Source organism: Sulfurihydrogenibium sp., from assembly GCF_028276765.1.
Taxonomy (GTDB): Bacteria; Aquificota; Aquificia; order Aquificales; family Hydrogenothermaceae; genus Sulfurihydrogenibium.
Genome location: NZ_JAPYVU010000012.1, coordinates 1 through 26,601, shown reverse-complemented (window position 1 = coordinate 26,601; position 26,601 = coordinate 1). Strand labels below are relative to the sequence as shown.

26 protein-coding genes are annotated in these 26,601 nt (G+C 32.8%); 7 read left to right on the top strand and 19 right to left on the bottom strand.

The annotated features are described in order from the left end of the window. Positions 1-11: 11 nt before the first annotated feature. Together Q0929_RS03235 and Q0929_RS03230 are read right to left on the bottom strand one after the other, a co-directional pair. Positions 12-203: a rubredoxin gene (locus Q0929_RS03235; RefSeq protein ID WP_299238141.1), complete on the bottom strand. Its 192-nt coding sequence runs from the start codon at positions 201-203 to the stop codon at positions 12-14. After that, complete coding sequence (locus Q0929_RS03230) at positions 187-1,443, bottom strand: (Fe-S)-binding protein (RefSeq protein ID WP_299238140.1); 1,257 nt, start codon at positions 1,441-1,443, stop codon at positions 187-189. Before Q0929_RS03230 ends, Q0929_RS03235 begins: the two co-directional genes overlap by 17 nt. Positions 1,444-1,648: 205 nt before the next feature. Between Q0929_RS03230 and speD the strand changes: the two genes are divergently transcribed. Then, positions 1,649-2,074: an adenosylmethionine decarboxylase gene (gene speD, locus Q0929_RS03225; RefSeq protein WP_299238139.1), complete on the top strand. Its 426-nt coding sequence runs from the start codon at positions 1,649-1,651 to the stop codon at positions 2,072-2,074. 618 nt (positions 2,075-2,692) lie between these two features. Then, entirely contained in the window at positions 2,693-3,700 is a 1,008-nt protein-coding gene (hemH, locus tag Q0929_RS03220) for a ferrochelatase (RefSeq protein WP_299238138.1), read from the top strand. On the opposite strand, the gene Q0929_RS03215 is transcribed toward hemH, so the two are convergent. From Q0929_RS03215 to Q0929_RS03200, 4 genes are all read right to left on the bottom strand, one after another. Continuing rightward, positions 3,687-5,672, bottom strand: coding sequence for a hypothetical protein (locus Q0929_RS03215; protein WP_299238137.1), 1,986 nt, complete (start codon positions 5,670-5,672; stop codon positions 3,687-3,689). The genes hemH and Q0929_RS03215 overlap by 14 nt on opposite strands. Continuing rightward, entirely contained in the window at positions 5,665-6,201 is a 537-nt protein-coding gene (gene hslV, locus Q0929_RS03210) for an ATP-dependent protease subunit HslV (RefSeq protein ID WP_299228519.1), read from the bottom strand. Before hslV ends, Q0929_RS03215 begins: the two co-directional genes overlap by 8 nt. Continuing rightward, positions 6,188-6,943 carry a C40 family peptidase gene (locus tag Q0929_RS03205; protein ID WP_299238136.1) on the bottom strand — a complete coding sequence of 252 codons (756 nt, stop codon included), beginning with the start codon at positions 6,941-6,943 and terminating at the stop codon, positions 6,188-6,190. The genes hslV and Q0929_RS03205 overlap by 14 nt, the downstream gene beginning before the upstream one ends. Before the next feature lie 419 nt (positions 6,944-7,362). After that, the gene (locus Q0929_RS03200) at positions 7,363-9,063 is read right to left on the bottom strand and encodes a proline--tRNA ligase (RefSeq protein ID WP_299238135.1); all 1,701 of its coding nucleotides are present in this window, start codon (positions 9,061-9,063) and stop codon (positions 7,363-7,365) included. Positions 9,064-9,578: 515 nt separating this feature from the next. Between Q0929_RS03200 and Q0929_RS03195 the strand changes: the two genes are divergently transcribed. Beyond that, the gene (locus Q0929_RS03195) at positions 9,579-10,268 is read left to right on the top strand and encodes a ChaN family lipoprotein (RefSeq protein WP_299238134.1); all 690 of its coding nucleotides are present in this window, start codon (positions 9,579-9,581) and stop codon (positions 10,266-10,268) included. A 34-nt stretch (positions 10,269-10,302) separates the two neighbouring features. Here Q0929_RS03195 and Q0929_RS03190 read toward each other — a convergent pair whose 3' ends face one another. Both Q0929_RS03190 and Q0929_RS03185 read right to left on the bottom strand, forming a co-directional pair. Next, positions 10,303-11,217, bottom strand: a complete 915-nt coding sequence (locus Q0929_RS03190; RefSeq protein WP_299238133.1) for a tetratricopeptide repeat protein — start codon at positions 11,215-11,217, stop codon at positions 10,303-10,305. Between the two features lie 20 nt (positions 11,218-11,237). Beyond that, complete coding sequence (locus Q0929_RS03185) at positions 11,238-11,594, bottom strand: hypothetical protein (protein ID WP_299238132.1); 357 nt, start codon at positions 11,592-11,594, stop codon at positions 11,238-11,240. 157 nt (positions 11,595-11,751) lie between these two features. On the opposite strand from Q0929_RS03185, the gene Q0929_RS03180 reads away from it, so the two are divergent. Continuing rightward, positions 11,752-13,041 carry a nodulation protein NfeD gene (locus Q0929_RS03180; protein WP_299238131.1) on the top strand — a complete coding sequence of 430 codons (1,290 nt, stop codon included), beginning with the start codon at positions 11,752-11,754 and terminating at the stop codon, positions 13,039-13,041. Here Q0929_RS03180 and queC read toward each other — a convergent pair. From queC to carA, 6 genes are all read right to left on the bottom strand, one after another. After that, positions 13,024-13,692 (bottom strand): 7-cyano-7-deazaguanine synthase QueC, encoded by a 669-nt coding sequence (gene queC, locus Q0929_RS03175; protein WP_299238130.1) that lies wholly within the window; start codon positions 13,690-13,692, stop codon positions 13,024-13,026. The genes Q0929_RS03180 and queC overlap by 18 nt on opposite strands. Before the next feature lies 1 nt (position 13,693). Next, positions 13,694-14,803, bottom strand: coding sequence for a peptide chain release factor 2 (gene prfB, locus Q0929_RS03170; RefSeq protein ID WP_299238129.1), 1,110 nt, complete (start codon positions 14,801-14,803; stop codon positions 13,694-13,696). A 103-nt stretch (positions 14,804-14,906) separates the two neighbouring features. Next, complete coding sequence (locus tag Q0929_RS03165; protein ID WP_299238128.1) at positions 14,907-15,806, bottom strand: prephenate dehydrogenase/arogenate dehydrogenase family protein; 900 nt, start codon at positions 15,804-15,806, stop codon at positions 14,907-14,909. 11 nt (positions 15,807-15,817) lie between these two features. Further along, positions 15,818-16,663 (bottom strand): universal stress protein, encoded by an 846-nt coding sequence (locus Q0929_RS03160; protein WP_299238127.1) that lies wholly within the window; start codon positions 16,661-16,663, stop codon positions 15,818-15,820. Next, complete coding sequence (locus Q0929_RS03155; protein WP_299238126.1) at positions 16,660-17,856, bottom strand: cation diffusion facilitator family transporter; 1,197 nt, start codon at positions 17,854-17,856, stop codon at positions 16,660-16,662. Before Q0929_RS03155 ends, Q0929_RS03160 begins: the two co-directional genes overlap by 4 nt. 18 nt (positions 17,857-17,874) lie before the next feature. Then, complete coding sequence (gene carA, locus Q0929_RS03150) at positions 17,875-19,005, bottom strand: glutamine-hydrolyzing carbamoyl-phosphate synthase small subunit (protein ID WP_299238125.1); 1,131 nt, start codon at positions 19,003-19,005, stop codon at positions 17,875-17,877. Positions 19,006-19,320: 315 nt separating this feature from the next. Here carA and Q0929_RS03145 point away from each other — a divergent pair, with 315 nt between their 5' ends. Beyond that, a complete protein-coding gene (locus tag Q0929_RS03145; protein WP_299238124.1) occupies positions 19,321-20,115 on the top strand; it encodes a tetratricopeptide repeat protein in 795 nt (264 codons plus the stop codon). A 15-nt stretch (positions 20,116-20,130) separates the two neighbouring features. Here the strand turns inward: Q0929_RS03145 and Q0929_RS03140 are convergent, their stop codons facing one another. From Q0929_RS03140 to Q0929_RS03125, 4 genes are all read right to left on the bottom strand, one after another. Continuing rightward, entirely contained in the window at positions 20,131-20,616 is a 486-nt protein-coding gene (locus Q0929_RS03140) for a hypothetical protein (protein ID WP_299238123.1), read from the bottom strand. Next, positions 20,603-21,340: a FliA/WhiG family RNA polymerase sigma factor gene (locus Q0929_RS03135; RefSeq protein WP_299238122.1), complete on the bottom strand. Its 738-nt coding sequence runs from the start codon at positions 21,338-21,340 to the stop codon at positions 20,603-20,605. Before Q0929_RS03135 ends, Q0929_RS03140 begins: the two co-directional genes overlap by 14 nt. Positions 21,341-21,448: 108 nt before the next feature. Beyond that, positions 21,449-21,814, bottom strand: coding sequence for a holo-ACP synthase (acpS, locus tag Q0929_RS03130; RefSeq protein WP_299238121.1), 366 nt, complete (start codon positions 21,812-21,814; stop codon positions 21,449-21,451). A gap of 115 nt (positions 21,815-21,929) precedes the next feature. Beyond that, a complete protein-coding gene (locus Q0929_RS03125) occupies positions 21,930-22,805 on the bottom strand; it encodes a HepT-like ribonuclease domain-containing protein (RefSeq protein ID WP_299238120.1) in 876 nt (291 codons plus the stop codon). Positions 22,806-22,935: 130 nt separating this feature from the next. Here Q0929_RS03125 and lpxC point away from each other — a divergent pair, with 130 nt between their 5' ends. Beyond that, positions 22,936-23,829: a UDP-3-O-acyl-N-acetylglucosamine deacetylase gene (gene lpxC / locus Q0929_RS03120; RefSeq protein ID WP_299238119.1), complete on the top strand. Its 894-nt coding sequence runs from the start codon at positions 22,936-22,938 to the stop codon at positions 23,827-23,829. Between the two features lie 181 nt (positions 23,830-24,010). Here the strand turns inward: lpxC and Q0929_RS03115 are convergent, their stop codons facing one another. Beyond that, positions 24,011-24,298 carry a GIY-YIG nuclease family protein gene (locus Q0929_RS03115; protein ID WP_299238118.1) on the bottom strand — a complete coding sequence of 96 codons (288 nt, stop codon included), beginning with the start codon at positions 24,296-24,298 and terminating at the stop codon, positions 24,011-24,013. Positions 24,299-24,958: 660 nt separating this feature from the next. On the opposite strand from Q0929_RS03115, the gene Q0929_RS03110 reads away from it, so the two are divergent. After that, entirely contained in the window at positions 24,959-26,263 is a 1,305-nt protein-coding gene (locus Q0929_RS03110; RefSeq protein WP_299238117.1) for an outer membrane beta-barrel protein, read from the top strand. The last annotated feature ends 338 nt before the right edge of the window (positions 26,264-26,601 follow it).

The window sequence follows — 26,601 nt, the reverse complement described above, 5'->3', positions numbered from 1 at the left end:
CTCCTGTAATATTAATTTCTAACAGCTCTAAACTCTTTTTTAGAGTAATTGCAAACCGGGCATCTCCAAGTATCTGGTAAATCTATAAACTCAACACCCGGAGAGATAAGATTAATCTCATCTCCTTTTTCCGGGTCGTATACATAGCCACAAACTCTGCATCTGTATTTGAGATTTTTTTCTTCTTTAAGATTTACCTTCATTTTTTTCTTCCTCTACAAGTCTTTCTGCTAAGTATTCTGCTAAGTGCATGACTTTAACTTCTTTATAATGACCATGCTTATACATACCGTCTGCTAAATTTAGTACACATCCCGGACAATCGCTTAAAACGTAAGTTGCCTGGGTTTTTCTTAAATCTTCTATTTTTCTTTTTTGAAGTTCAGAAGCTACTTCATAGTTAGCCACAGAGAAGTATCCGGCAAAACCGCAGCACATCATAGCTTCTTCACCTTCAACGTATTGTGTGTCTTTTACATTTTTTATTACATCTCTAAATACGTTAGGGTCTGTTTTCATTGCAGTGTAAGAATGGCAAGGAAAATGAAAGCTAACTTTTTCGCCGTTGCCTTTAAACACTAAGAACCCTTCTTCTCTAAGTATTTCTGCAAAGTCCTTAACTGGGTATTTATACTCTTCTTTTAAAGCTCCACCACATGTTGGACATGCAACTACGATATAATCAAACTCGTATTTATCTATTTCGTTCTTATTATGCTTCATAAGTTTATTGAACGCGTCTATCTCTCCGCTGTAAAGATGTGGTGCTCCACAGCATCTTATATCTTTTGGAACTACAACATCATAACCGGCTTTTTCCATAAGTTTTAAAACGCTTTCTCCCACCTTACCTTGAAAAGCATCTATCATACAACCTGTAAAGAATAACAATCTTCCTTTAGATTTTTCAGCTTTTACTTCTTTACCTCTCAATCCGAAAGGTTTTGCAGATGGTTTGGGCATTAGTTTAGCATATTTAGGAATACCAACATCTATATAAACAGCATTGTATTCAGGAACCTCTTTACCTGCAAGCTTTCCGTAAGCTTCCATCAAGGTTGGTGCAAACTTCATCCCTATTTTTGTAAGTAGATTTCCCATCATTCCAAGACCTTTGAAAACCACTGTCTTAAAGTAATCTTTCTTTGATTTTTCCTTTGCCATATTTCTGGCTCTAAACATGATTTCTTTATATTCAACTTCGTTAGGACATATCCACTCACAACGGCGACACATTGCACACTGATTCCACTGGGCTGCAACTTCTTCAGTAAGTGGCAGGATTCCATCTACAACGGCTTCAGCCAATGCAAGCCTACCTCTTGGAGAAGAACGTTCTTCTTTTACGACGCTATACGTGGGGCAAACCTGTCTGCATGCTGAACATTTAACGCATTGATGTGCAAGCTCTATGGTTAATTTTGGCTCTATTAGTTCACTCATTGATTGTCTCCTTAAATTTTAAAGGTGTATAAAATTTATATTGGTTAATAAATATTAACAATAATGAAAATCATGTTTTCTCAAAGCCAAAATATTAACAAAATTTAAAATTGCACAAAAAATGTGCAACAATATATTTACATTCTTGAAAATTTAATATATCTTTTATACCACAAATTTTAATTTGAAAGGAGGAAAACAAGAGTTGATAGGATTTGGACCCCATTTAATGGTCGATGGTTACAACGGAAATTTTGAAGCTTTGGCAAGCGTAGAGGCTGTTACTAACTTTTTAGACACATTGCCAGCTGAAATCGGAATGACAAAAATTATGCCTCCGTATGTATTTAAGTACGATGGCGGAGATAAACCAGAGGACTGGGGAATTTCAGGGTTTGTAATCATAGCGGAAAGCCACATAAGTATCCATACATTTCCGGAGAAAGGATACTTTTCAATAGATATATTCTCTTGTAAGGATTTTGACATTCCAGCAGCTTTGGAAATAATTAAATCTTTCTTTGGTACAGAAGACCTTGAAGTTCAAACAACATCAAGAGGAACTGAGTTTCCAAGAGATATTGGCATGGCTGGAGCAATTACAGCTTCTCAAAGAAGAAGATTATATTAATAAACATAAAGCCAGCTTAACGGCTGGCATTTTTAAAATGAATAGGAGATTTTCCGCACAACTATAAAATAATGTCTATGCTTTACTTCTAACCTCTGTAATGGCAATTCGTGAATTGCTTCTACTTTCATCTTTTCTATTATTTTGAAGACACAAGTCTAAAGGATCTATAAAATTGATACATATTAAAATTAACTTTCCTTAGCCATCATGGAGAGTGTCCCAAAATTTTTATAAGTTTACCTTGTCCGTCATCCTGAGGACGTAAGTCCGAAGGGTCTCATCTTTTGATTTTTTGATTTGAAAAGAAAAAAGAGATTCTTTACTTCGCTCAGAATGACGATGTGGATTTTGGAACGCTCTTATAACACTCTATAAAATAGCATGAACTTTAATGTTAGCTGTTAAGCGTAAAATACAAAGCATTTGCCAAGCGAGACAAAACATATAGGTGTTCGATTTACTTACAGACGGTTAATAACTTTCACAACATTAAGCATCTCTTTTAAACCTTATACATTCCTAATCTTTCACTTCACACCAAAGTAATTTTATTTCATCTTGAACAAAGTAAAAATAGCCAGTATAATTTAAACTTACAAAACCCAGGAGAAGTCAATGACAAAAGAAAAAATTGGTGTTGTGCTTTTAAATATGGGTGGTCCAGACTCCTTAGATGCGATTCAGCCATTTTTATACAACCTATTTTCTGACCATGACATCATACAAATTCCAAAACCTATTCAAAAACCAGTAGCATTCTTAATTTCAAGACTTAGAGCCAAAAAAACAAAAAAATACTACGAAATAATGGGTGGAAAATCACCACAAAAAGAACAAACACTCCAGCAAGCCCAAAAACTCCAAGAAATACTTGGAGAAGATTATAAAGTTGTCGTTGCAATGAGATATTGGCATCCATTCACGGAAGAAGCTTTAAACCAGCTTTTCCAAGAAAAAATAAAAAAAATAATCTTGCTACCATTATATCCACACTACAGCAGAACAACCACAGGCTCATCTTTTAATGAATTTGACAGAAAAGTTAAAAGATACATTAAGCCCGGTAAATTTGCGATACTATCTACACTAAGAGGAACAAAAGAACCCTACCACTATTTTTCAGACATTCCCATTGTAAAAATAAACTGCTACTTTGACAATCCTTTATACATAAAGGCAATGGTAGAAAACATTAAAGAAAACCTACCAGAAGATTATAAAGATTATTATTTTTTATTTACAGCCCACAGCTTGCCGGAAAAGATCATCCTTGACGGCGACCCATACAAGAAACAAACAGAAACAACAGTTAAGCTAATAATGGAGCATTTTCCAAATGTTAAACATTCCTTAGCTTATCAATCAAAAGTTGGACCTGTAAAGTGGTTAGAACCTTTTACAGACCAAGAAATTGAAAGATTAATAAAAGAAGGATATAAAAAGCTAATAGTTATACCTGTTAGCTTTGTCTCAGAACATTCAGAAACACTTTACGAGCTTGATTATCTGTATGGCAACATAGCAAAAGAGCTTGGAGCTGAAAGTTTTATCAGAATACCGACTTTAAAAACTCATCCAATGTTTATAGAAACACTAAAAGAGCTTGTGATTAAAAACTCTTAGGATCTACTTCTATAATTACATCCACATCCTTTTTCAGCAATTTTTCAGCTAAAACCTTTATCGTTTGCTTTTCCTTTTCTGATTTGTACTCAAAATAATAAATAAAACTGTTTGATTTTTGAGAGAAAGAATATACTTTCAAGCTTGAGATTTCTTTCAATACCTTTTCAACATACTCTTTTTGATTTGGTTTAAACACAATTTTAAATCTTACAAGCTTTAAAAACGGAGGTAGTTTATTTTTCTTTCTATAGGCGGTTTCTTTTTTATAGAAATTTTCTAAAATTTGATTTACATCAAAGGATTTAGTCCCTATATTTTCCGCAAGCCAATTCTCCAGTGTATTAGAAAAAATGATATAACTATCCTTAGCTACTGTTAAAGGAGATATTACAGACCTTAAAAATTTTTCATTCGACCTATAATCAGGCAAATCTAAAATAAAATCAGGATAAAGATTTATAACCATATCAAAGCTTTCAAACTGCAGTATATCTTTTAAACTTGATTCTACAATGATTTTGTTAGAATCCAGTAGCTTTCTAAGTTTTTCACTTTTTTTAAGAAATTCAAAAACAAACTCTTTTCCAAATCCAGTCTCTTTTAGCTTAAAATCACATTCAGGGCAGGTTTTAAAGTATTCAAACCTTTTTTTACAAGACGGACATTTAAAGATTTTAATGCTGTTTTGAATGTAAGTTTTTAGTGGAACATCACAGGTTGGACAGACCGCTTCCCATCCACATCTTGGACAGTAAATAAATCCAGAGTAATAGCTTTTATGAGTTAAAATCAGGGTTCTTCCTTTCTCTGAAATCAAGCTCTGTAGTTTATTTAAAGTTTTATTGGTAGACTTAAAAGGATTAATTTCTACATAAGATTTTATAACATCTTTATCTTTTTTTAGATTTGTAGCATTAATCAAGTAGCTTTCAATGGATAAAATGGAAGATGCTAAGATGATTGGAATATTTTTTTCTTTATGAATGTAATATAAAACCCTTTTTGTCTCAAACCTTGGAGACCTTAAAACTTTATAAGCTGAAGAATGTTCTTGCTCAAGAATTATGAGATTTAAGTCTTTTATAGGAATAAGCAAAGAAGATACAGTTCCGATAACAATAGATGGATTCTTTGTTATCTCTTTAAAGATTTCAAATTGAAGTTTGGGATTAATTCCATCATGATAAAAATATACATTTTCAAACTTTTGGGATAAATCTTTATAAAGTTTATTTCCAAAGGCAATGCTTGGAACAACAATTAACACACTTTTATTTGTTTTAACGTATTTTTTTATAAGCGATATGTAAGCTTTTAACCTATCTTTGAAATAAAATCTATCATAAACATATATCTGACTTTCTAATAGTTTTGGAGTATAGTCAGATGTTTTTGGTTGTTTAAAAACAGGAGTTTTTATTTTTATGCTGCTTTCAACAGGAATAAGAATACCTTTTTCAAGCAAACTTTTAATGCTTCTTTTAGAAAATCCAAGCGATAACAGATCCTCATAAGATACTTCTTGATTTTCTTGAATGATTTGAATAATTTTTTTAGCTGTTTCTGAGATTTTTTTAAGCTCTACATTTTCATTAATGTTAAAAACTTTAAAAGCAAGCGGGTCTTTTATGGCTTTTTCTCTCAAGATATTTGGAATGAAAAAATCTACAGTCAAACCTATCGGAGATAGATAATAATCTGAAATTTTTTTAATGACGTTTATTTCTTTTTCTGTAAATACTTGAAAATCATCAATTTTTATGATATCTTTCAGTTTGTCTCTATATTCTACAGGAACGTTTTCAATAGAGTTAGATATTCCAACGACTAATCCATAGGATTTAGTACTCTTAAATGGAACTATTACTCTTCTGCCTATAAAATTTTCTAAAGACTTAGTTTGAAACCTGTACCAGAAGGTTTGATAAAGTGGTACAGGAACAGCTATTTCAAGAAAGATTTCATTCAATTTCTTCTATTACAAAGTTTTGGTTGGTGTAGATGCAGACTTCTCCTGCTATCTTCATCGCCTCTTCTACAATTTTGCGAGCATCAAAATCTGTATTTCTATAGAGTGCCAACGCAGCAGACCTTGCATAATCTCCACCAGAACCTATAGCTAAAACAGGTTCGTCAGGTTCTATCACATCACCATTTCCAGAGAGTAAAAGCATATTGTTTTTATCTGCAGCTATCATTACCGCTTCTAATCTTCTTAGATATTTATCCAATCTCCAGTCTTTAGCAAGCTCTACTGCAGATTTGATTAAATTTCCTTTATACTTGTTTAATTTTTCTTCTAATCTTTCCATTAATGCAAGACCATCTGCGGCACTACCTGCAAAACCAACTACAACTTTACCTTCATTTAAAACTCTTATCTTTTTTGCTGTATGCTTAACAACAGCAGACCCAAGAGTTACCTGACCATCTCCGGCTATAACTGTTTTTCCATTTCTTCTAACAGCTAATATTGTTGTACTTTTAATTTTTTCCATTCTTTTCCTGTATTATCTTTGCTATTGGGTCTTTATCGTTCATATACTGCTCCATAAGGTCAACATCTTCAACTTCTTTTAGGTCTTTAATGTTAGCTGGAATTCTTTTAGCAAATAAAAATCTTCTCATATAATAATCTTCATTAATATTTGCTATTTCAACTCTTCCACCTTTAGAAGAGGCGTGAATCATTTTACCATCGCCAATATAAATCCCTACATGTGAAGGAAAGCTTGCATAAGTTGCAAAGAATAATAAGTCTCCTGGTTTTAAGTTTTCTTTTCTGACAAAATATCCGTATCTTGCTTGTTCTCTTGCAGTTCTTGGAAGTTTAAATCCTGCAAGCTCAAAAACATGCTGAACGAAAGATGAGCAATCTATCCCATTTATAGAGTTTCCACCGAAAGAGTACTTTGTGCCAAGTAATCCTATTGCATACTTATAAATATCCTTGTTAGGCTCAAGGTAATCACCATACACTCTTTGACCATAAGAGTAAGAAACCTTAGTTATTTTTACATGATTACGACCTTTTTTAGCTATTTTTAGGTATTTATGACTCATTTTTGTATGGCTTGATTTTTTAGATATTTTTACATGGTTTGATTTTTTAGATACTTTTGTTGCATGATGGCTTGTTTTTTTGGTTGAATGACCTTTAGTTTTAGCTTCTGCTATATTCGGTAATATAAAAATTGACAAACTTAAAAACGTACCTATAATTTTCTTGGTTAGCTTCATAATCATCCCCCTATTCTTATAAAACTGATTTAAATTATAACAGTAAAAAAATTTTTTGTAAACTTTTTTAAAAGTCATGATATTTTGGTAAAACTCCTCTTTGCTCATGATATCACAAAAATATTTCATAGGTTACTTTTCGTTTAATAGACATAAAACTTTAGAATCTGTTCATGAATACAGATTATTTAAAGCTGAGGCTGCTTGCAAAAATCCAAATCGTCATTCTGCAGCAAGCGAAGAATCTCATGTTTTTCTTTTCAAGTCAAAAAATCAAGAAAAGAGATCCTTAGCCTTTACAGCCTCAGGATGACACGGAAAGGCAAGCTTACGAAAATTTTGGAACACTAGCTCAATTTGTTATAGCCTCACCTTTTCATTCTTAATATTCTATAGCTACTTCATGGCATTTATAAGTTTCATCTTCTTCCATGATATTCACTCATCAATCTATCAACTATTGCCTCTGTATTTACTAACTCTTTGATGCTGCCATCTCTTTTTTGATACTCTATCTTGCCTTCTTTTAAAGCTTTTCCTATGACTATTCTATGTGGAATTCCGATTAGGTCGGCATCTTTAAATTTTACTCCTGCAGATTCATCTCTTTCATCAAGTAATACGTCTAAACCTTTTTCTTTCAACTTATTGTATATATCAAATCCTACGTTTAGACTCTCTTGGTCTTTTGTATTTAAAACAAGAATATGAACATCAAACGGTGCTACGTTTTCAGGCCAAATAATTCCTTTATCATCATGATACTGCTCAACTATCGCAGATATTAATCTGCTTACGCCAATACCATAGCAACCCATTATGATTGGCTTTTCTTTTCCGTCTTTATCTACAAAGTAAGCTTTCATACTTTCAGAATACTTCGTTCCAAGAAGGAATATATGACCAACTTCTAAACCTGTTGTTTCTTTTAATGGAAAGTGGCATACAGGGCAAGGGTCGCCTTCTTTTGCAGTTGCAAGGTCATAAAAGCCAATGACTTTAAAATCTCTATCAATGTTTGCATTGATGTAATGATAATCTTTTTCGTTTGCTCCTACAACTATGTTATAAAGCTCTTTAACAGAAAAATCAGCATAGATTGGAAGATTTAAGCCAATAGGACCTGCAAAACCTTCCGGAATTCCAAGATTTTCCAACTCTTCCTTTGTTGCCATTCTAACGTCAATAGCTTTAAATAAGTTTGCTAATTTTGTTTCGTTAAGCTCTCTATCACCTCTTATTAAAACAGCTACAAAATCTTTATCATCTATTTTGTATATTAGTGTCTTAACAAGCTTTGTTATTGGAACGTTTAAAAAGTTAGCAACATCTTCTGCCGATTTTATGTCAGGAGTATGAACTTTTTCTATTGGTTTTGGCTCTTCCGGTGGTAGTTTATGATGATGAAATTTTGCAGCTTCAACGTTTGCAGCATATCCACACTTTTCACAGTATACAATATGTGCCTCACCTGATGGAACTTTTACCACAAACTCATGAGAAAACTTTCCACCAATAGCTCCAACATCAGCCTCTACCATGAGATAATCAAGCCCAAGCTCTTTAAAGATTTTATGATATGCTTCTTTCATTGCTTCATAAGTATTTTTTGCATCTTCTTCTGAGACATCAAAAGAATATCCATCTTTCATGATAAACTCTCTTCCTCTTATCAAGCCATATCTTGGTCTTGCTTCATCTCTAAACTTTGTCTGTATTTGATAAAAATTTAGCGGCAAATCTTTGTAAGACCTAACATTTTTTCTTACTAAATCTGTAATTGTTTCTTCATGAGTTGGACCAAGGGCAAATTCTGCATCTTTTCTGTCTTTCAATCTAAAAAGCTCTTTTCCGTATACATACCATCTTCCTGTTTCTTTCCAAAGTTCAGCAGGTGTAAGAATTGGCAGTAATACCTCTAAGGCTCCTGAATCATCCATATGTTTTCTGATTATATTCTCTATTTTTCTTAAAACTCTTAATCCAAGTGGTAAATATTCGTATATTCCGGCTGATAAACTTCTTATAAAACCACCTCTAACAAGATATATATGACTTGGAACAACTGCGTCGGATGGATTTTCTTTTAAAGTTGGCATAAAAAACTTGCTTGCTAACATTATCTCCTCCATAAGGAATTGATGTAAATAGAAATTATACCATTATCCAAGATTTTGGTCTGAAAAAATCTTTTATGAAATTTTTAATAAGAGCTATTTAATACTTAATGATGCTTAATTAAATAAATCACTGCAACAAACACGGCTGTTTTTAACACATAGCCTAAAAATGAATAAAAAAAGAACCGCTTATATGACATTCTTTTAAAGACCTTTATATTTCTTCTGCCAAATCTAATCTTTCCACCGAAAAAGCTAAATTTCAATCTATATCTCCTTTATGAGGCTGTTCCAAAAATCCACATCGTCATTCTGAGCGAAGCGAAGAATCTCATGTTTTTGTTGAATTTCTCACCCGACATATTAAATTTGCATATTTTTTATAAAATTTAAAAAATGTAATCCTTCGGCCTCACGGCCTCAGGATGGCAAAAAGGTAAACTTACAAAAATTTTTACTGTATTCTCTAAATTACTGTATATCTGTAATCTTTACTGTGCTATAATTTCAGGACTATGAAATTAAACTTATCTCCATTAGTAGTTTTTATGATAGGTTTTATTTTAGTATTTTCAACGTTTAAAAGCTATAACATCATCATTGTTGGAGAAAATCACACAGATGAGCTTGACCATAAAAAGCAGCACGAAGTAATCAAAGATTATTATAAATATGATAAAAAAATAATCATTGTAATGGAGATGTTTCAGCAACCTTTTCAGGAGTATTTGGATAAGTATATTCAAGGTGAGATAAATTTAAACCAGCTTGTAGAAAAAACAGAGTATAAAAAAAGATGGGGCTTTGATATTAAACTATACAAAGATATTTTAGAGTTTGCAAGAGAAAACAAGATAAAAATCGTTGCTTTAAACATTCCGTCTGAGCTACTGTCTGAAATTAGAAAGAAAGGATTAGAAAATATAGATTCTGCATATTTGCCAAAGCCAATTCCAAAGCATACACCAGAAGAGATAAAGTTTATTGATGAAGCAATGAAAGAGCATAAAAACATTAAAAATAAGCAAGCTTTTTATGATATCCAGCTTGCCTGGGACTACGGCATGGCATACAAAATATATGATACATATAAAAAATATCCTGATTATAAAATCATTGTTTTGATTGGCAAAGGTCATGCAAAAACTGTAAAAAGATTTTTGAATGTTTTAGATAGCAATTTAGAAATTTTTGTAAATGATTGAGAAAGTCCCCCGCCGGTCGGCAGGGATGAAATGGTTAGTTTGATTTATCTAATTCTTTCATTTCATTTAAAGCAACCTGAGCATATCCTTCTGCCCCAATAGATTTAAAGAGATTATATGCACGAGTAAGGTAATCTCTTGCTGTTTTTTTATCTCCTTTATCTTTATAAAGCCATCCAAAATACAAATAACCTGTAGCTTCCCAATATTTATCTCCTACCTTTTTAACACCTTCAAGACCTTCAGATAAGTATTTTTCTGCGTTGTTATAGTCTTTCATATTTCTGTAGGTATCTCCAAGGTTTAACTTCCACATAGAAACACCATGATAATCCCCATACCTCTCATCTATTTCAATAGCTTTTTGTAAGTATTCAACAGCTTTTTGATAATCACCTTTTTTGTAATATATATTAGCAATATTGTTATAAGTAGGTGCTTTTTCTTTTTCATTTGTTTGTAAACTTAAAGATTCTTCATAATAACTTAAAGCTTTATCTAATTCTCCTTTACTATCATATATCCCAGCAATATTGTTTAATACAGTAGCCTGCATACCTGTATTACCTAAATCCTTTGCTAAGCTTAAACTTCTACTGTAATACAAAAGTGCATCATCTAAATAGCCCATTTTTTTTAAAATCAGCCCAATTTCATTGTAAATACGCATCAAATCTTTTTTGTTATTTGTTAAACTCTCTGCTTTTTTCATATTTTCATAAGCAAGTTTAAGCTCTCCAATATTAAAATAAGCTTCTCCCAAGCAATAATATGCGTCTGAATTCTTGGGATATTTTTTAACGGCTAATTTGCCAGCTTCTATAGCTCTTTTATAATCTCCGGCATCGATAAAGTTCCAGCACGCATCAATTGGTGTTTTTGCAAAGGCCATGTTTTCAAATACTAAAAGATTAAGCGATAAAACAAGAATGCTTAAAGCTTTTTTCATGGTTTTTGCCTCCTGATTAATTATTTTTGTTGATTTTGCTGATTTTTCTTAGCTGCTTCTACACGCTTTTCCCATCTCTTTTTATCAAGCTTGCAAACAACACCGCCGTTGTTATAGACAACAGAATAATCAAAATTACAATACAGGGCAGCTACTATAATTGGCAGTTGATCATTTCCCCAGCTATTTGGTAAAAAGACTAATAACTGCCCATCTTCACACTGACTTACATCGTCATCTACATTTTTTATTACGCACAACGCAGACTTATCTTCCGTAGACTCTTGATTTTCATTCTTAGATTCCTTTTTCCCAGACTCAAAGCAAGAGCTTAAAATAAGACTGCTACAAACAGCAAACAGCATTAATTTTTTCATGGCTCAACCCCCTCAAAAAAATTTTTACTATATTTCTATATTTAAAAAACTACATTTCCCCCATTTTCTGACATAAATCTAAAATCCTTGATTATCTTCTCAAAATATTATACATTAGAAAGTATGATTACCAATAACTTAATACATGGAGAACAAAATGGTTAAGATTTTAACAGCTTTGTTAATGATTTTTAACTTCTCATATGCAACTATCATAGTTGGAAAATGGAATGACCCAATCACACCAACAACGGTAGATTATGTCAATAGAATAGTAAATACAGCAGAAGAAAAATCAGCAAAGGCTATAATCTTACAGCTTGATACACCTGGTGGATTAGAAACATCAATGAGGGAAATAATAAAAGAAATCCAAAGAACAGATATTCCGTTTATAGTTTACGTGTATCCAAAAGGTGCAAGGGCGGCATCTGCCGGTGCTATTATCACAATATCGGCAGATGTGGCAGCAATGGCTCCGGCAACTAACATAGGCTCAGCGTCCCCTGTATCTATGGAAGGCAAAGATATAGAAGAGACAATGAAAAAGAAAGTAATGAACGATATGGTAGCATTTGTTAAAAGCATTGCTAAAGAAAAAGGAAGAAATGAAGAAGTTGCAGAAAAAATGATTACAGAAAGCATAAACCTTACATCAGAAGAAGCATTAAAAAATAAAGTAATTGACGTATTAGCAGAAGATTTGAACGATTTAATCTCAAAGCTTGATGGCAAAAAAGTTATAAAAAATAATAAAGAGATTACTCTCAATCTAAAAAATCAGCCGATTGAATTTGTAGAGCTTAATTTTAAAGAAAAACTTTTAACAATTTTATCAAATCCAACGGTTGCTTATTTCTTGTTGATGATAGGATTTTATGGAATTTTCTTTGAGCTTTATAATCCCGGCTCTATCATCCCTGGAACGGTTGGAGCAATCTCTCTTGCACTGGCTTTATATTCTCTTAATATCATCTCTGCAAACTGGCTTGGTGTGATTTTGATAGGTTTAGGTGTTTTATTTTTTATTTTAGAGATGATAACTCCGTTGTTTGGTGGGCTTGCTATTGCCGGCGTTATATCCTTAGCTCTTGGTTCTATTATTTTAATCCCTTCCGATTCAGCTTATGGTGATATATCATTGCAAGTAATCATTCCAACGGTAATTTTTAGTGCTGTATTTTTCTTTTTAGTGGCATACAAAGGTGCAAAAATTCAAAGAGAAAAACCAAAAACAGGCTCAGAGGCTATGATTGGAGATAAGGCAGTGGCTTATACAGACATTAATAAAGAATGTGGAAAAGTGATGTATCACGGTGAGCTATGGTTTGCATACTCAGATGAAGAAATAAAGAAAGATGAAACGGTAATCATAGAAAAAGTAGAGGGTTTAAAGCTAAAAGTTAGGAAAGCTAAACCAAATGATGAGTTAAGCTGTGGAATCTGAAAAAGCTTCTCTTAAAGCTTCTTCTCTCTGTCTGCAGGTTGCACACTCTCCGCAGGGTGGAACGGTTCCTTTATAACAAGAGTATGTTTTTTCAAATGGAACTCCAAGCTCCCTGCCAAGTTTTGCAATATCTGTTTTACTCATGCCTAAGAATGGAGTAAAAATCTTTATTCTGTTTTTCTTCTTTGCTACCATTACAGAACTTGCATTTATAACCGCTTCTGCAGATGATGCAAACTCAGCCCTACAATCTGGATATGGTGAGTCTAAGGAATGTATGCCAATTCCTATGTTTTCTATCTCATAAACATCAGCAAACGATGCTGCTATTGACAAAAATATTAAATTTCTCATTGGTACGGTCGTTATCGGTGGTTCATCCGGATAGTTTTCTGATGGAATTTCTAAATTCTCATCTGTTAAAGCACTGCCTTTAAGCTGTTTTAGGTGTGGCACTTCAACGATAAAATGCTCCTTTACGCCTGCAATTTTTGAAAGCTCTTTTGCATATTCAAGCTCTATGCTGTGTTTTTGTCCATAAGAGTAAGATATAGCATATATATCTTTAAACATAGTTTTTGACAACCAAAGCAAAACAGCACTATCCATTCCGCCGGATAATAAAACGATTATATTTTCTTTCTTTAACATTTTACTGTCCGCCTTTTGCTTTCCATTTTAGATAGCTTTCTATAAAGTCATCTATTTCTCCATCCATTACAGCTTCTATATTTCCAGTCTCAAATCCTGTTCTTAAATCTTTAACCAATTGATACGGTTGGAAAACATAAGACCTTATCTGACTTCCCCATGTGATGTCTTTTTTCTCACCTTCAAGTTCTTTCTGTTTTTCTTTTCTTTTTTCAAGCTCTAACTGATAAAGCTTTGCTTTAAGCATATTCATAGCTTTAAGTTTGTTTTGAAGCTGAGACCTTTCACTCTGACAAGTAACTACAATACCGGTTGGAATATGTGTAATTCTAACAGCTGAATCTGTTTTGTTTACATGCTGACCGCCTGCACCGCTTGCTCTGAATGTATCTATTCTAAGGTCTTCTTCGTTTATTTCTACTTTTATATCTTCATCAATTTCCGGAATTACTGAAACAGCTGAAAAGGATGTATGTCTTCTTTTGTTTGCATCAAATGGAGAAATTCTTACAAGTCTATGAACTCCTTGCTCTCCTTTTAAGTATCCATAAGCATAGGGTCCTTTAATAATCACTGTTGCACTTTTAACACCTGCCACATCATCCGGCTGAAAGTCTACAAGCTCAACTTGATAACCTCTCTTTTCTGCCCATCTTGTGTACATTCTAAGTAGCATCTCTGTCCAGTCGCAAGCTTCAACTCCGCCCGAACCAGCCTGAACGGTAAGGATTGCATTTTTTGAATCCATCTCATCCGATAACAGACTGCCAAGCTCTAATCTGCTGATTTCTTTTTCTATTTCTTTTAATTCTTTTTCAACTTCGTTATAAAGCTCTTGGTCTTCTTCCATTTCAAGAAGTGTGATGTAGTCTAAAATGTTATTGACTTTTTTATCAACGGTTAAAATCTCTTCTAATTTTTCTCCTAAGTAGTTTCTCCTTGATGAGATTTCTTGAGCTTTTTTTGTATCGTTCCAAAAGTTAGGGTCTGCCATTAAATCGTCAAGTTGTTTTATCTCCTCTTCCAACTTTTCTGGCTTTAAAATCTCTTTTAAATTATCCCATTTCTCTTTTATCTCTTCCCATTTAGTCTTTATTTCTTCTACTATCATCGCTGCACCTTTAAAGAATTTTTTGAAATGATAATTTTATCAAATTTTAAGTTATTTCAAGATGTTAGACATTACAGGTAGGAAGTAAAAAAACTTTACTTAATCACTCTCTTACTTTATCACTTGACACGTCCAACGACATTCTCTTTTCTCTACTTTCTGACAAGATATTTAAAATCTCTTTCTCATCTTCTTTTTTTATAGCCTCTTTTAGCCTTTCTAAGGATTTTTGAAAAACATCTATTGTATGTAAAACATTTTCTTTATTTTCTAAAAATATATCCTTCCAAACCGTGGGTGAACTTGCTGCTATTCTTGTAAAGTCTTTAAATCCTCCGCCCGGATATTTAAATAAATCAATTCCTGTCTCTTTAGATAAAACTATCAAACTATCAACAAGTGCAAAAGCTATTGCATGGGGCAGATGTGATACACTGGCAAAGACAAAATCATGTAAATGCGGGTCCATTATTTCTGTTTTTGAGCCAATATCCTTCCAAAACTTTTCAACCTTTTCTATTTTCTCTCTATCATCTCCAACAGGAGTTAATATCAATCTTGCATTTTTAAATAAATCATACTTTGCATTCTCTATGCCTTCTTTTTCTGTTCCTGCTATTGGATGGACTCCTACAAAAACATGTGGCTTTAGTATCTCATACAATCTTAGTACCAAATCACCTTTTACACTGCCAACATCAGTTACAACTGTATCATCTTTCAAAAAAGGTTTTATTTTTAATGCTATACTTTCAAAAGTTTTAACAGGTGTGGATAAAACTACAAAATCTATATTATTTACCCAAGGAATCTTTTCATAAGAATCATAACCTTCATCGATTGCTTTAAGCTCTAATGCTTTTTCTATTCTGTTTTTATTTAAATCAAACCCGTAGATTTTGCCTTTATAACCTTCTTTTCTTAATGCTAAGGCTAAAGACCCTCCAATTAGTCCAAGACCGATGATTAAAATTCCTTTAAATCCACCAAAATCTTTCTCCACTGTATCACCTCTTACTTAACAAGCAATACAGGAACAGGAGACCTTGACATTATATAGTTTGTTGTACTTCCAAGAATAAGCTCTTTAACGATACTTTCACCAAACGCACCCATTACAATAAGGTCAATATTGTCTTTATTTGTGGTTATATATTCATCTAATATATCCTCTGGTAAGCCGTATTTATCAATAAATTCAAATGGAACTTCAAGAATAGACTTAAGTCTTTCTCTATAGCTTTCTGCTAATGGTTGGTTTTCTACTTTATCCTTAAACACAGAGATGACTTTTACATTTGTTTGTAATGTTTTTGCTAAATAGTTTACATAGATTGCGGCATGGACTGATTTTTCCCTTCCATCAAATGCAAGTAAAATAGTTTTTATTTCTCTAAATTCTTGTGGTGTTACCATCACCGGACAGTGTGCTTTTCTTGCTATTGCTTCGGCAGTAGAGCCAAGAAGAAGTGGAGCAAATCCTGCATGCTCTCCTTTCTTTCCAACTATCAGTATATCCTCCGGGTCAGCCATGTTAATAAGCTCATCTACAACCACGCCATAAGCTGATGCAATAGAACAATCACCGCCTTCTTCTCTACATCTTACAGCAAATTCATCTAAAATTGCATCTGCTTTTGCATCAAGAATTTCTTTTATTTTAGCTGTTAAATCTCCGTAAACAGTAAAACCAAGACCGCCTGCTATGTCTGACAAGAAAGGTCCTTCTAATAGTCTTATGTCAATAATATGAATACCTACAACCGGTTTTTTTAATTTTTTTGATAGATAAATTCCATATTCTCCTGCTACTTTACTAATTTTTGAACCATCTAATCCTACAAGAATTCTGCCAATCATGATTGTACCTCTCCTTTTGTAAATTCTTTCCAAGATTTTACCACTTCATTTACCGATTCATCTACTTTATTTTTTTCCGTTTCCCATACCATGATACTGCTTTTTGATAGTAAAAATCTTACTTTAAAATCAAGTGGATGGTTTTTTGATACTAAAACATCCAATCCAAGCTTTGAAAGAAGTTTAGATAGATTATTTTCTTCTATGGTTATAGAATAACTGCTAAGAATCTCTAAATCTTTGCTAATATCGTAAATGCATACGACTCTTGCTGTTTCAAAATCTCTTATGTTTTGATTTTGATCACATAAAACGCCTATTCTTAAACCTTCCTGTCTTGCCGGTTCGTAATGTATTACGACAGATTCTACATTTTGTATTTTTTGTTTTATCTCCTCTGCAATTTCATCAACGATTCTGTGTGCCTCTCTAAGAGACATGTTATGGAGAAGTATTTCTACTTCAACAAATTTATAACTTCCTGCAGTTCTTCCTTTAATTTCTTTTATATCAACTACTGCCGGATTTTTAAGAATTAAATTTTTAATTTTATTAAGCTCATCAAAGTCTAAGGAATAATCAAGCAAAACTTTTATTGAATCTTTTAAAATTTCAAATCCGCTTTTAAAAATAAATACAGATACGATTGCTGCTGCATACTTATCTAAGTTATAACCAAAATAAACACTGATTAGACCTATCAAAACTATAACGGAAGATAGAAAATCAGCCCAAATATGCTCAGCATCTGCAACAAGAACAGGAGAGTTTAGTTTTTCACCGGCTTTTTTCTCAAATCTTGAATAGAAAAACGTTAAAACCATCGCAATCAACATAACAAAGATTGCATACTCTGGATTTTTTACTTGATGGCTTTCATGTGAGAAGAATGCTTCTTTAAGTATTTCATAAGCTGCAAAGAATAAGAAAAAAGATATTATTACAGCTGCTATGTTTTCTACTTTATAAAGACCATAGGGAAAATCTTTTGATTTTTTTGCTGTAATCTTTACGCTGATAAATGATATGACAGATGCTATGAGGTCAGAAAAGGAGTGGATAGCCTCAGCAATAAGTCCAAGACTATTTGTAATAAGTCCAACAACAAGTTTTAAAATCGATAAAAAAAGATTTAAAGTTAGAGAGCCAAGTATCCAACGCTCTTTTAAAGTTTGGTGATGGTTATTATTCATTTTCTAATTTTTTACCTCTTATTTCTTACATGCTTTAATTAAATTGTAAAATTCATCAAAAATATAAAATGAGTCATGAGGTCCCGGTGCTGCTTCCGGATGATGCTGGATTGAAAATACAGGATAATTTTTATGTCTCATTCCTTCTACTGTGTTATCGTTTAAATTAATATGAGTAATTTCAACATCTTGAGGAAGTTTAGATTCATCTGTTGCGTAGTTGTGGTTTTGTGCTGTAATTTCAACTCTTCCTGTTTTTAGATTTTTAACTGGATGGTTTCCACCGTGATGACCAAATTCGAGCTTATAAGTTCTACTTCCAAAAGCCCAAGATAAAAGCTGATGTCCAAGACATATACCAAAGATTGGCTTTTCTGAAGCAATAAGTTTCTTTATCTGCTGTATCTGATAGGTTAAAATTGCCGGGTCTCCCGGTCCATTTGATAAGAAAATTCCATCCGGATTTATGCTTAACACCTCTTCTGCTGAAACGTTGTGAGGAAAACATATTAGCTCTAAATTTCTATCAGCAAGAAGTCTTAAAATATCTTTTTTAACGCCATAGTCTATTACTGCAACTTTATAATGAAATTCTGTTTGCTCCGTATAACCCTCCGGCCATTTCCAACTTTTTTGAGTCCATCTATAAACTTTTGATGTTGACACTTCCTTAACTAAATTTAGCTGTGAAATATCCGGAACACTTCTTGCTTTTCTTACCGCTTCTTGGGGTGAAATATCACCAATGCCGATGTATCCTTTCATTACTCCATAGTCTCTTAAAACTCTAACTACCGCTCTTGTATCTACGCCAAAAATTCCAATTACGTTGTTTTCTTCTAAGTACTCTTTTAAGCTTTTTTTTGCTCTATAATTTGAATAAGTGGCAGGAACATCTTTTACAACAAAGCCGTTAACCCAAATTCTGTCAGATTGGCTGTCTTCGTCGTTTATCCCATAGTTTCCAATTTCTGCACCTGTCATAACTACAATCTGACCTTTGTAAGATGGGTCTGTGAGGATTTCTTGATATCCTGTCATTGATGTATTAAAGATTACTTCTCCGCCGGTTTCTTTTAATTTATAGCCGGAAAATGCATAACCGTAGAAAAAATGACCATCTTCAAGTGCCAAAATCGCTCTTTCCATTAAACAACCTCAATCATTTTAAGATAATATTTTATCATGTCAGGATGTGGAAATGTAAATTGAGCTTTTTAGGCTGCTTGTAAAAAACCTGTAAATACTGTTCCAAAAAACCCACACTAAGGAAAAGACAAGTTTACAAAATTTTGAAACACTTTCAAACCTGTATCATCATTTTAAGAGAAGTAAAGAATCTCGTAGCTTCACTGAATTCCTCACTCAACGTGTCTGAAAATTATTAAAAGAGATTAGGAAATTATATCTTGTTGACGATATGGTACAATTATACAGAAGAATCGATGTAATAGGGTTGTTGCAGTGATTGAAAAGTGCAAAGATGCTCTTCGCAAAGATGATTTAGAAAAGGCTATAGAATATGGCAAGCGGGCGGTTGAGATGTATCCTAACAATTTTGATTCCTACTTTTGTTTAGGAAAAGCATATCATAGAATGAGACAGCCAGAACTTGCTTACGAAAACTTCAAAAAAGCAGAAGAGCTTGCAAGTAGCAAAGAAGATCTGGCGTCTATTTACGAATATATAGGGCGAATATTGGCTATTATAGGTAAATTAGATGATGCACTTACGTATTACAACAAAGCTTTAGGATTAACAAAAGAAATTGGTGGCAAAGCAGCACCTTTACTTAGAACTATTGCAGAGATATATTTTAAGAAAGGAGATCTTGATAAAGCTTTAGATTATTATGATGCTGCATTTACAGCAGGAGAAGAAGAGGGTGCAAGTAAAGAGTTTATGGCAGAAATTATCAACGACATGAGTATTATATATGCTGAGTTAGGTTTTTATAAGGAAGCCATAACCCTTCTTAAGGACTTGATCTTATTCGGAAATCTTAGTGAGAATGATCATATTGTTTATGTAGCTGAAATAAATCTTGGAGCCGTTTATGGTGCAATGGGAAACAAAGAGGCAGCAAAAAGGTACCTATCGATGGGGCTTAACCATGTAAAGAAAATAGGAGATAAATATTGGGAAGCTGTAGCTTACTTTCATCTTGGACGTATCCTTAATAAGAAAAAGTATTCAGATAAAGCTAATGAGATTTTTAAAGAGATTGGAGTGGCGGGAGTTAATCATTGGATATCATGAAGCAGAATAATGATATTAATTAAAATCTGTGCTTTTTTCCGATGTTTTTGATAAATGTCCAAACAATAAAGAAGCTTCTTTGATGTTTTTAGCAATATCTGCTGAGAAAAATTTTAGATTTTCTAAATCCTCTTTCAAGATTTCAATCTCCATCATACTTTGAGCTAAAAAGTCTATTATATCTTTTTCATAAATTGTAAAATTCTCCGGAAATAATGGAGTGTAAACTTCTAAAGACGGGATTGTAAAAATAATCCATGCAAGAGCACTAAGGGTTATATTACAAACATCTTCAGCTTTTTCTTTACTTTCTATCTCCGGGATTTTATTAACGATTTCTGAAATTTTGCTTAGAGTTTCTGCAAAGTTGTTTAAAATAAATATTGAATCTTCTAAGGATATAACACTGCCTTCTTTTACTATCTTATCTATCTTCTTCTGTCCAAAGTAGATAAAAGATTCAACATCATAAATCAATAAGTCAATTTTATCTCTTATCATTTCCCTCTAAATATTCCTCAATTAATCTTCTAATTTTTAACATAGTTGCCGTATGAAGTTGTGAAATTCTTGATTCTGAATAACCTAAAATTTCTGCAATCTCTTTCATGTTTAAGTCTTCATAATAGTAAAGAGTAACTATCAATCTTTCCCTTTCATCAAGCTTATTCATTATTATATCAGAAAGAATTTCTTTAAGCTGTTTTTCTTCTACGTACTTTTCTGGTGTATCGTCATTTGTTGAAATTACTTCCCAAAGGTGCAAGCTTTCATCGTCATCTTTACTAATATCAGAATCTAAGGATATTAGAATTTTATTAACTGTTTTTTCTGCATATGCCATATACTCTTCAAGACTCATACCGAGGTATTCTGCTATCTCTTCTGGCTTTGCTTCTCTTCCTAATTTTGTTTCAAGTTCTACGATTTTGTTTTCAAGGTTTTTTACTTTATTTCTTACGTTTCTTGGCACCCAATCAAGCTGCCTAAGATGGTCAAGAATGTATCCTCTTACTCTGATTTCTGCATAGGTTGAGAATTTTACTCCTTTTGATGGGTCAAACTTTTCAAGAGCATCATATAACCCTAATACTCCAACTTGAAAAAGGTCTTCTTCGTCTACTATTGGCGGTAAATTTTGATGTTTTAATGATTTTACTATGTAATTTATTTTTGGTAGGAATTCTCTAATCATGTTTTCTCTTTCCTCTTTTCTTAGTTGCATAACTATCCTCCAAGGGAGTAATTTTTTCTACTATTAGTATATGCAAAATTCATGCCAATTTTAATTGACTTTATTACAAGATGTAATAGAAAAGGACTGCAGCTAAAATTATGCAGTGTATATGATTACTGTAGCGATTGAGTAATTTTTTTCGTGGGATAGAGAGAGTTTTATCTTGAAATTACAATGGTTTTCTATGTTATGCAGTAAGATTTCTGCAGGTTGGTTTTTGTGTCCCAAGATTTCTATTTGTTTAAATGTAAGTATTTCTTTAAAGGCTTGGTAGTATGCTTTAATGGTTGCTTCTTTTGCAGCAAATCTTGTAGAAAGGCATTGTATGTATTCTTTTTTATTAAGGCAGTATTCTATTTCTTTTTGTGTATAAATTCTTGTTAGGAATTTATCTTTGTACTTTTCATAGGCTTGTTGTATTCTTTTGTTTTCTACTATATCGGTTCCTATGTATATTTCCATTGGCTAGACTTCCTGTTTGTGTGAATTTTTTATTCATTAAACTGTTTCAAAAAATTTGATAAAGATGTTAACTTGTCTGTCATTTCCGCAGCCGGCAAAGAATCTCTTCCTTTTCTTACCTCTCACCTTTACATCCTTCCTTGATAGACTTAGCAACTTCTAAAATAAATCTATCCATTAAAGCTTTAAAATCACCTTTTACCAATTTATACAGAAAATCTAAATCAATGCTTTTTGTAGGGTCTGCTAAATCATTTCTTAGCTGAGCAATTTTATCAAGATTTTCTGCAAGCTTCACAGATAGACAACCATTTTCAGCCAAAGATTTAAAGCAGTCTTTTGAAGACTTTACTTTTAGCTGTCTTGAAATATGCCTACAAATCCATAACGCACCATCTATTGCAACGACGATAAAATACCTGCTTCTATCAATTGCAAAACTATTATTTTTAAACTCTTGCTCGCTCATTTTAGAAAAAGTCTCTAACCTTTTTACTTCTCCTTTTATAGCAGAAGCATAATGATTGACTTTTACAAGATTTACAGGTATTGCAAGCTTTGGCTGTTTTTCTTTTAGCTGTTTTACCACATCTGAAAGTTCTTTTATAAACAATGCATCTAAGGTTTCAACTATATTTTTTGTTAAACGATAGAGCTGTTTTTCCAAGTAGCTGAAATTTTCTTGAAATACTTTATTTTTAAACTCGTTAAAATCTGCAAAAATTCTATTAAGCTTTTCTGAGAAAATCGTATCTTTTGATAGCTTTTCTATACAGTTTTCTTTTATTTTATCATTATAATAATTAGAAAGAATATGACAAGCTATCGCTTCAAGCTCATCGTATAAAATTATAAGATAGTATTTAACTCTATCTGGATACATCGGAGTTTTTAAAAATGCATCTTCTCCAAAATCTATTATCTGCTTTATTTTTTTTAAAGCTGATTTTAGCTTTGTTGCTTTTTCATTTAAAAACTCTACATCCAACATCTTTTGACTCCTTTTTGAAAATTTGCAAAAATTCAAATTATAATATTACAAAATTATTGTTAAATCGTATGTCAAAGATTGGAATAAAAATTGCATATAAATTTTAAACAAAAAAATACGGAGAATGATTATGATCTGCCAATTTCAAAGAACGATAAAAAAACCGATAACCATCGAAGGAATAGGCTTGCACTCAGGAGATAATGTTAAAATAAAGCTTTTCCCTGCAAATAAAAATGAAGGAATAAATTTTATCAAAAATAATGTAGTTATACCTGCAAAGATAGACCATGCCCATAGTTTTGAATATTCAACAACTTTATACAAAGACGGCGTATCAGTTAGGACAATAGAACACCTAATGGCAGCACTTTATTTTACAGGAATTGACAATGTCTATATTGAGCTAATAGGCGAGGAGTTGCCAATCCTTGATGGAAGCAGTAAAGGTTTTGTTGAAAAGATAAAAGAAGCCGGAATTAAAACACTCAACGAAGAAAAATTATATGCAGTTTTAGAAGAACCTGTAAAGGTTGAAATAGAAGATAAATTTATTATGGCGAAGCCATCAAATGAAATAAAAATTACATATCAAGCAAATTATAATAATGATATTATTGGAAATAAAAGCTTTACATACATACCTTATGAAAAAGAGTCTTATGAAGGCGTTTATACAGCAAGAACTTATTGCTTTTTAGAAGAAGTAGAGTACTTAAGGAAAAATGGTCTTGCCAAGGGTGGGTCTCTTGAAAATGCTGTTGTTTTCCATAACAATCAGGTAATAAACGAAGAGGGTTTAAGATTTGAAGACGAGCCTGTAAGACACAAAGTATTGGATTTAATCGGTGATTTGTATCTCCTTGGCTATCCTTTGGTTGCAGAAGTTTACTCTTTTAAAGGCGGACACAGATTAAATGCTATGCTTGTAAAAACATTGGTAGAAAACTCTCTTTTTACAATCAAACCAGCATCAGAAGTTTTAAATTTTATTCTAAATTATAAAGAGGCTTTGGTAGGCTAACTAAAACACCATGATGTCATTCTGAGCGTAAGCGAAGAATCTCCTTTTTTGTTTTCATAAGACATTAAAAGAAGAGATCCTTCGGCCTTCGGCCTCAGGATGACAGGGAAAGGTTGAATGATAAGCATTAAAAAGCAACCTTATTCGTCATTCTGAGCGATAGCGAAGAATCTCATTTTTATCAAATTAATTCTTCATATAAATCTTTCCATTCAGGATTAAAAGAATTAATCAATGCGACTTTCTTTTCCCTTCTCCAACCTTTTATCTCTTTCTCTCTTTTTATCGCATCAAAAACAGAAAGAAAACTCTCATAATAAACAAGTTTACTAACGTTATATTTTGAAGTAAATCCACTTATAAGTTTGTTTTTATGTTCATAAACTCTTCTAACAAGGTTGTTAGTAACTCCAACATAAAGTACTTTATTGTATTTGTTTGTTAAGATATACACAAAATACTGTTCCATTTGATAATTATATCTCAAATTAGCATAATTAAGAAAGTATCAAATCATGAGATCCTTCGGCCTTACGGCCTCAGAATGACAGGAAAAGATTGAATGATAAGCATCAGGAAAAGGCAACCTTATTCGTCATTCTGAGCGTCAGCGAAGAATCTCCGCCTTTATGCCTCTATGATGTCATTCTGCAGCCGGCGAAGAATCTCATCTTCCCACTTCTTAACTTTTCTTTTGCAATTTGCCAAAATGCAAAAAACTAAAGTTTAGTATGTTTATAAACGATAAGTAAATAACAGGAAAGTATAAAACTAAAAAATTGGCATGAAAGTTGTATATAGTAAAAATGAAAATTGAATAAGTTAAAAAACCTCAGGATGACAAAGACACCGAACCGGCTATGTCATTCTGAGCGTAAGCGAAGAATCTCATTTTTTTAAAGACATTAAAAGAGGAGATCCTTCACTTCGTTCAGGATGACGAAAAACCACTAATAATGTCATTCTGAGCGTAAGCGAAGAATCTCATTTTTGTTTTTGAAAGACATTAAAACATGAGATCCTTCACTTCGTTCAGGATGACAAAAGAAAAAATGCTTGACAAAAATCATAATGTGTGTTAATTTTTATTAACAGATTTTTTAAAAACTTTATTAAAGGAGGTTTTACGATGAAGAAAGTAGTAGGATTAGCAGCAGCAGGATTGCTTGCAGTATCTGCAGCAAACGCAGGACAAATTACAGTAGCAAACACAGACATCACAATGTTTGGTGGTGTGTCAGCATCTTACAATGGACAAAACAATGACCATGCATTAAGAAATGCTGCAATTTTTATCAGCAACCCGCTTAATCAAAGCCTCGCAGGCACATGGTCAGGGAAAGACTCATTCTCTGTTAACAACGTAATCATTGGATTAACAAAGCCAGCACAAGATGGTGGAATTGGATTTACAGCAGCGTTTGGTTATTGGGAAGCTCCAACGGTAGTAGCAAGCTCTACGGTTGTAAACAATGTAAATATATTTAATTCTATAAATAACAAAAATGCTGATAAGCTTGTAGGCTACGGTAAAACTACTGATTTCAAACCATGGCTTGCTTTTGTTACTTACAAACCAGTTGCTGGATTAAGCTTGGATGCTGGTTTACTCTGGACAAACTTTGGTGAAAGACCGGTTACAATCCTAAACCCACACATCACAAGAGGAGTATTATTTACAGCTAACCCAGTATTATTAACTGGTGCAAGAGGTACATACGACGCTGGCGTAGCAAAAGTTTACGTAGGTGCTGGTAAAGCTGGAGACTATCAATTAATGGGACCTGTTTATAAAAATGTTATTGGAAACAACTACTCTAACTACATTGAAGCTGGTGTTACATCTAACCTAAAGCAATTTGGCTTACCGGTTGATGTTGGCTTACATACTTACAATGAAAACGGAAACAGAGATATCTATGCTTTAACAGTTGGCGGAGATTTAGGAATCGTATCTCTTGGCTTGGAAGTTGATTACTTCAAAGCTGATGATGGCTTAAAGAAAGCTTGGAATAGTGTTTTAAGAAAACCAATTGGTCCTCTTCCTGCTAACTACTCTGCTTCTACAAACGCATGGGGTGCAGCACTCTGTGCTAACGTAAAACCAGTAGCAGGCGTTCAAGTTCCTGTAAGAATTGAATATGCAGATAACAAAGATACAATTTTAATTCCTGCAATAGCAGCAGCTACATTGGTGAAACCTTCAAACGCTGCAAACCAATTCAATTACGCAGCTGCTAAAAAAGTGTGGACATTTACAATTACTCCAACTTACAACCCAACTAAAAACACATTCTTAAGAGCTGAAGTATCTTATGCTAAATCTTCTGGTGATGCTTTCAATGGAACATCTGGATACTTATTTGTTAACGACAAAGGTGAAGCTAAAACTTCAAGAACAACTGGCGCTGTAGAGCTTGGATTCTTGTTCTAATTAGTAAAAATCTAAAAATCACATACACAGGGCGGGCATAGTCCCGCCTTTTTTGTTTTATAGAGTCCTAAAATGTTGTCATTCTGAGCGATAGCGAAGAATCTCATACTTTCAAAAGATCGAAAAAGAGAAAGAGATCCTTCAGCCTTAGGTCCTCAGGATAACACGAAAAGATAAGCTTACGAAAGAAAATTTTAGAACACCCTCCTACACCCCCTTGACAATCAAGAAAAAATGGATATAATAATTAGTCCAATTTGAAAAACGAATAAGAAGAAAGAAAAAACCTCTTGACAAAAGAAATAAAAAGTGATAGAATTTTTGTCTGTTTAAAAAAT

Excerpts from the sequence above, each read along its gene's own strand:
- Q0929_RS03235 (WP_299238141.1), bottom strand. The coding sequence starts at position 203 with ATGAAGGTAAATCTTAAAGAAGAAAAAAATCTCAAATACAGATGCAGA.
- Q0929_RS03230 (WP_299238140.1), bottom strand. The coding sequence starts at position 1,443 with ATGAGTGAACTAATAGAGCCAAAATTAACCATAGAGCTTGCACATCAA.
- hemH (WP_299238138.1), top strand. The coding sequence starts at position 2,693 with ATGACAAAAGAAAAAATTGGTGTTGTGCTTTTAAATATGGGTGGTCCA.
- hslV (WP_299228519.1), bottom strand. The coding sequence starts at position 6,201 with ATGGAAAAAATTAAAAGTACAACAATATTAGCTGTTAGAAGAAATGGA.
- Q0929_RS03205 (WP_299238136.1), bottom strand. The coding sequence starts at position 6,943 with ATGAAGCTAACCAAGAAAATTATAGGTACGTTTTTAAGTTTGTCAATT.
- Q0929_RS03200 (WP_299238135.1), bottom strand. The coding sequence starts at position 9,063 with ATGTTAGCAAGCAAGTTTTTTATGCCAACTTTAAAAGAAAATCCATCC.
- Q0929_RS03195 (WP_299238134.1), top strand. The coding sequence starts at position 9,579 with ATGAAATTAAACTTATCTCCATTAGTAGTTTTTATGATAGGTTTTATT.
- Q0929_RS03190 (WP_299238133.1), bottom strand. The coding sequence starts at position 11,217 with ATGAAAAAAGCTTTAAGCATTCTTGTTTTATCGCTTAATCTTTTAGTA.
- Q0929_RS03185 (WP_299238132.1), bottom strand. The coding sequence starts at position 11,594 with ATGAAAAAATTAATGCTGTTTGCTGTTTGTAGCAGTCTTATTTTAAGC.
- Q0929_RS03180 (WP_299238131.1), top strand. The coding sequence starts at position 11,752 with ATGGTTAAGATTTTAACAGCTTTGTTAATGATTTTTAACTTCTCATAT.
- queC (WP_299238130.1), bottom strand. The coding sequence starts at position 13,692 with ATGTTAAAGAAAGAAAATATAATCGTTTTATTATCCGGCGGAATGGAT.
- prfB (WP_299238129.1), bottom strand. The coding sequence starts at position 14,803 with ATGATAGTAGAAGAAATAAAGACTAAATGGGAAGAGATAAAAGAGAAA.
- Q0929_RS03160 (WP_299238127.1), bottom strand. The coding sequence starts at position 16,663 with ATGATTGGCAGAATTCTTGTAGGATTAGATGGTTCAAAAATTAGTAAA.
- Q0929_RS03155 (WP_299238126.1), bottom strand. The coding sequence starts at position 17,856 with ATGAATAATAACCATCACCAAACTTTAAAAGAGCGTTGGATACTTGGC.
- carA (WP_299238125.1), bottom strand. The coding sequence starts at position 19,005 with ATGGAAAGAGCGATTTTGGCACTTGAAGATGGTCATTTTTTCTACGGT.
- Q0929_RS03140 (WP_299238123.1), bottom strand. The coding sequence starts at position 20,616 with ATGATAAGAGATAAAATTGACTTATTGATTTATGATGTTGAATCTTTT.
- Q0929_RS03135 (WP_299238122.1), bottom strand. The coding sequence starts at position 21,340 with ATGCAACTAAGAAAAGAGGAAAGAGAAAACATGATTAGAGAATTCCTA.
- acpS (WP_299238121.1), bottom strand. The coding sequence starts at position 21,814 with ATGGAAATATACATAGGAACCGATATAGTAGAAAACAAAAGAATACAA.
- Q0929_RS03125 (WP_299238120.1), bottom strand. The coding sequence starts at position 22,805 with ATGTTGGATGTAGAGTTTTTAAATGAAAAAGCAACAAAGCTAAAATCA.
- lpxC (WP_299238119.1), top strand. The coding sequence starts at position 22,936 with ATGATCTGCCAATTTCAAAGAACGATAAAAAAACCGATAACCATCGAA.
- Q0929_RS03115 (WP_299238118.1), bottom strand. The coding sequence starts at position 24,298 with ATGGAACAGTATTTTGTGTATATCTTAACAAACAAATACAATAAAGTA.
- Q0929_RS03110 (WP_299238117.1), top strand. The coding sequence starts at position 24,959 with ATGAAGAAAGTAGTAGGATTAGCAGCAGCAGGATTGCTTGCAGTATCT.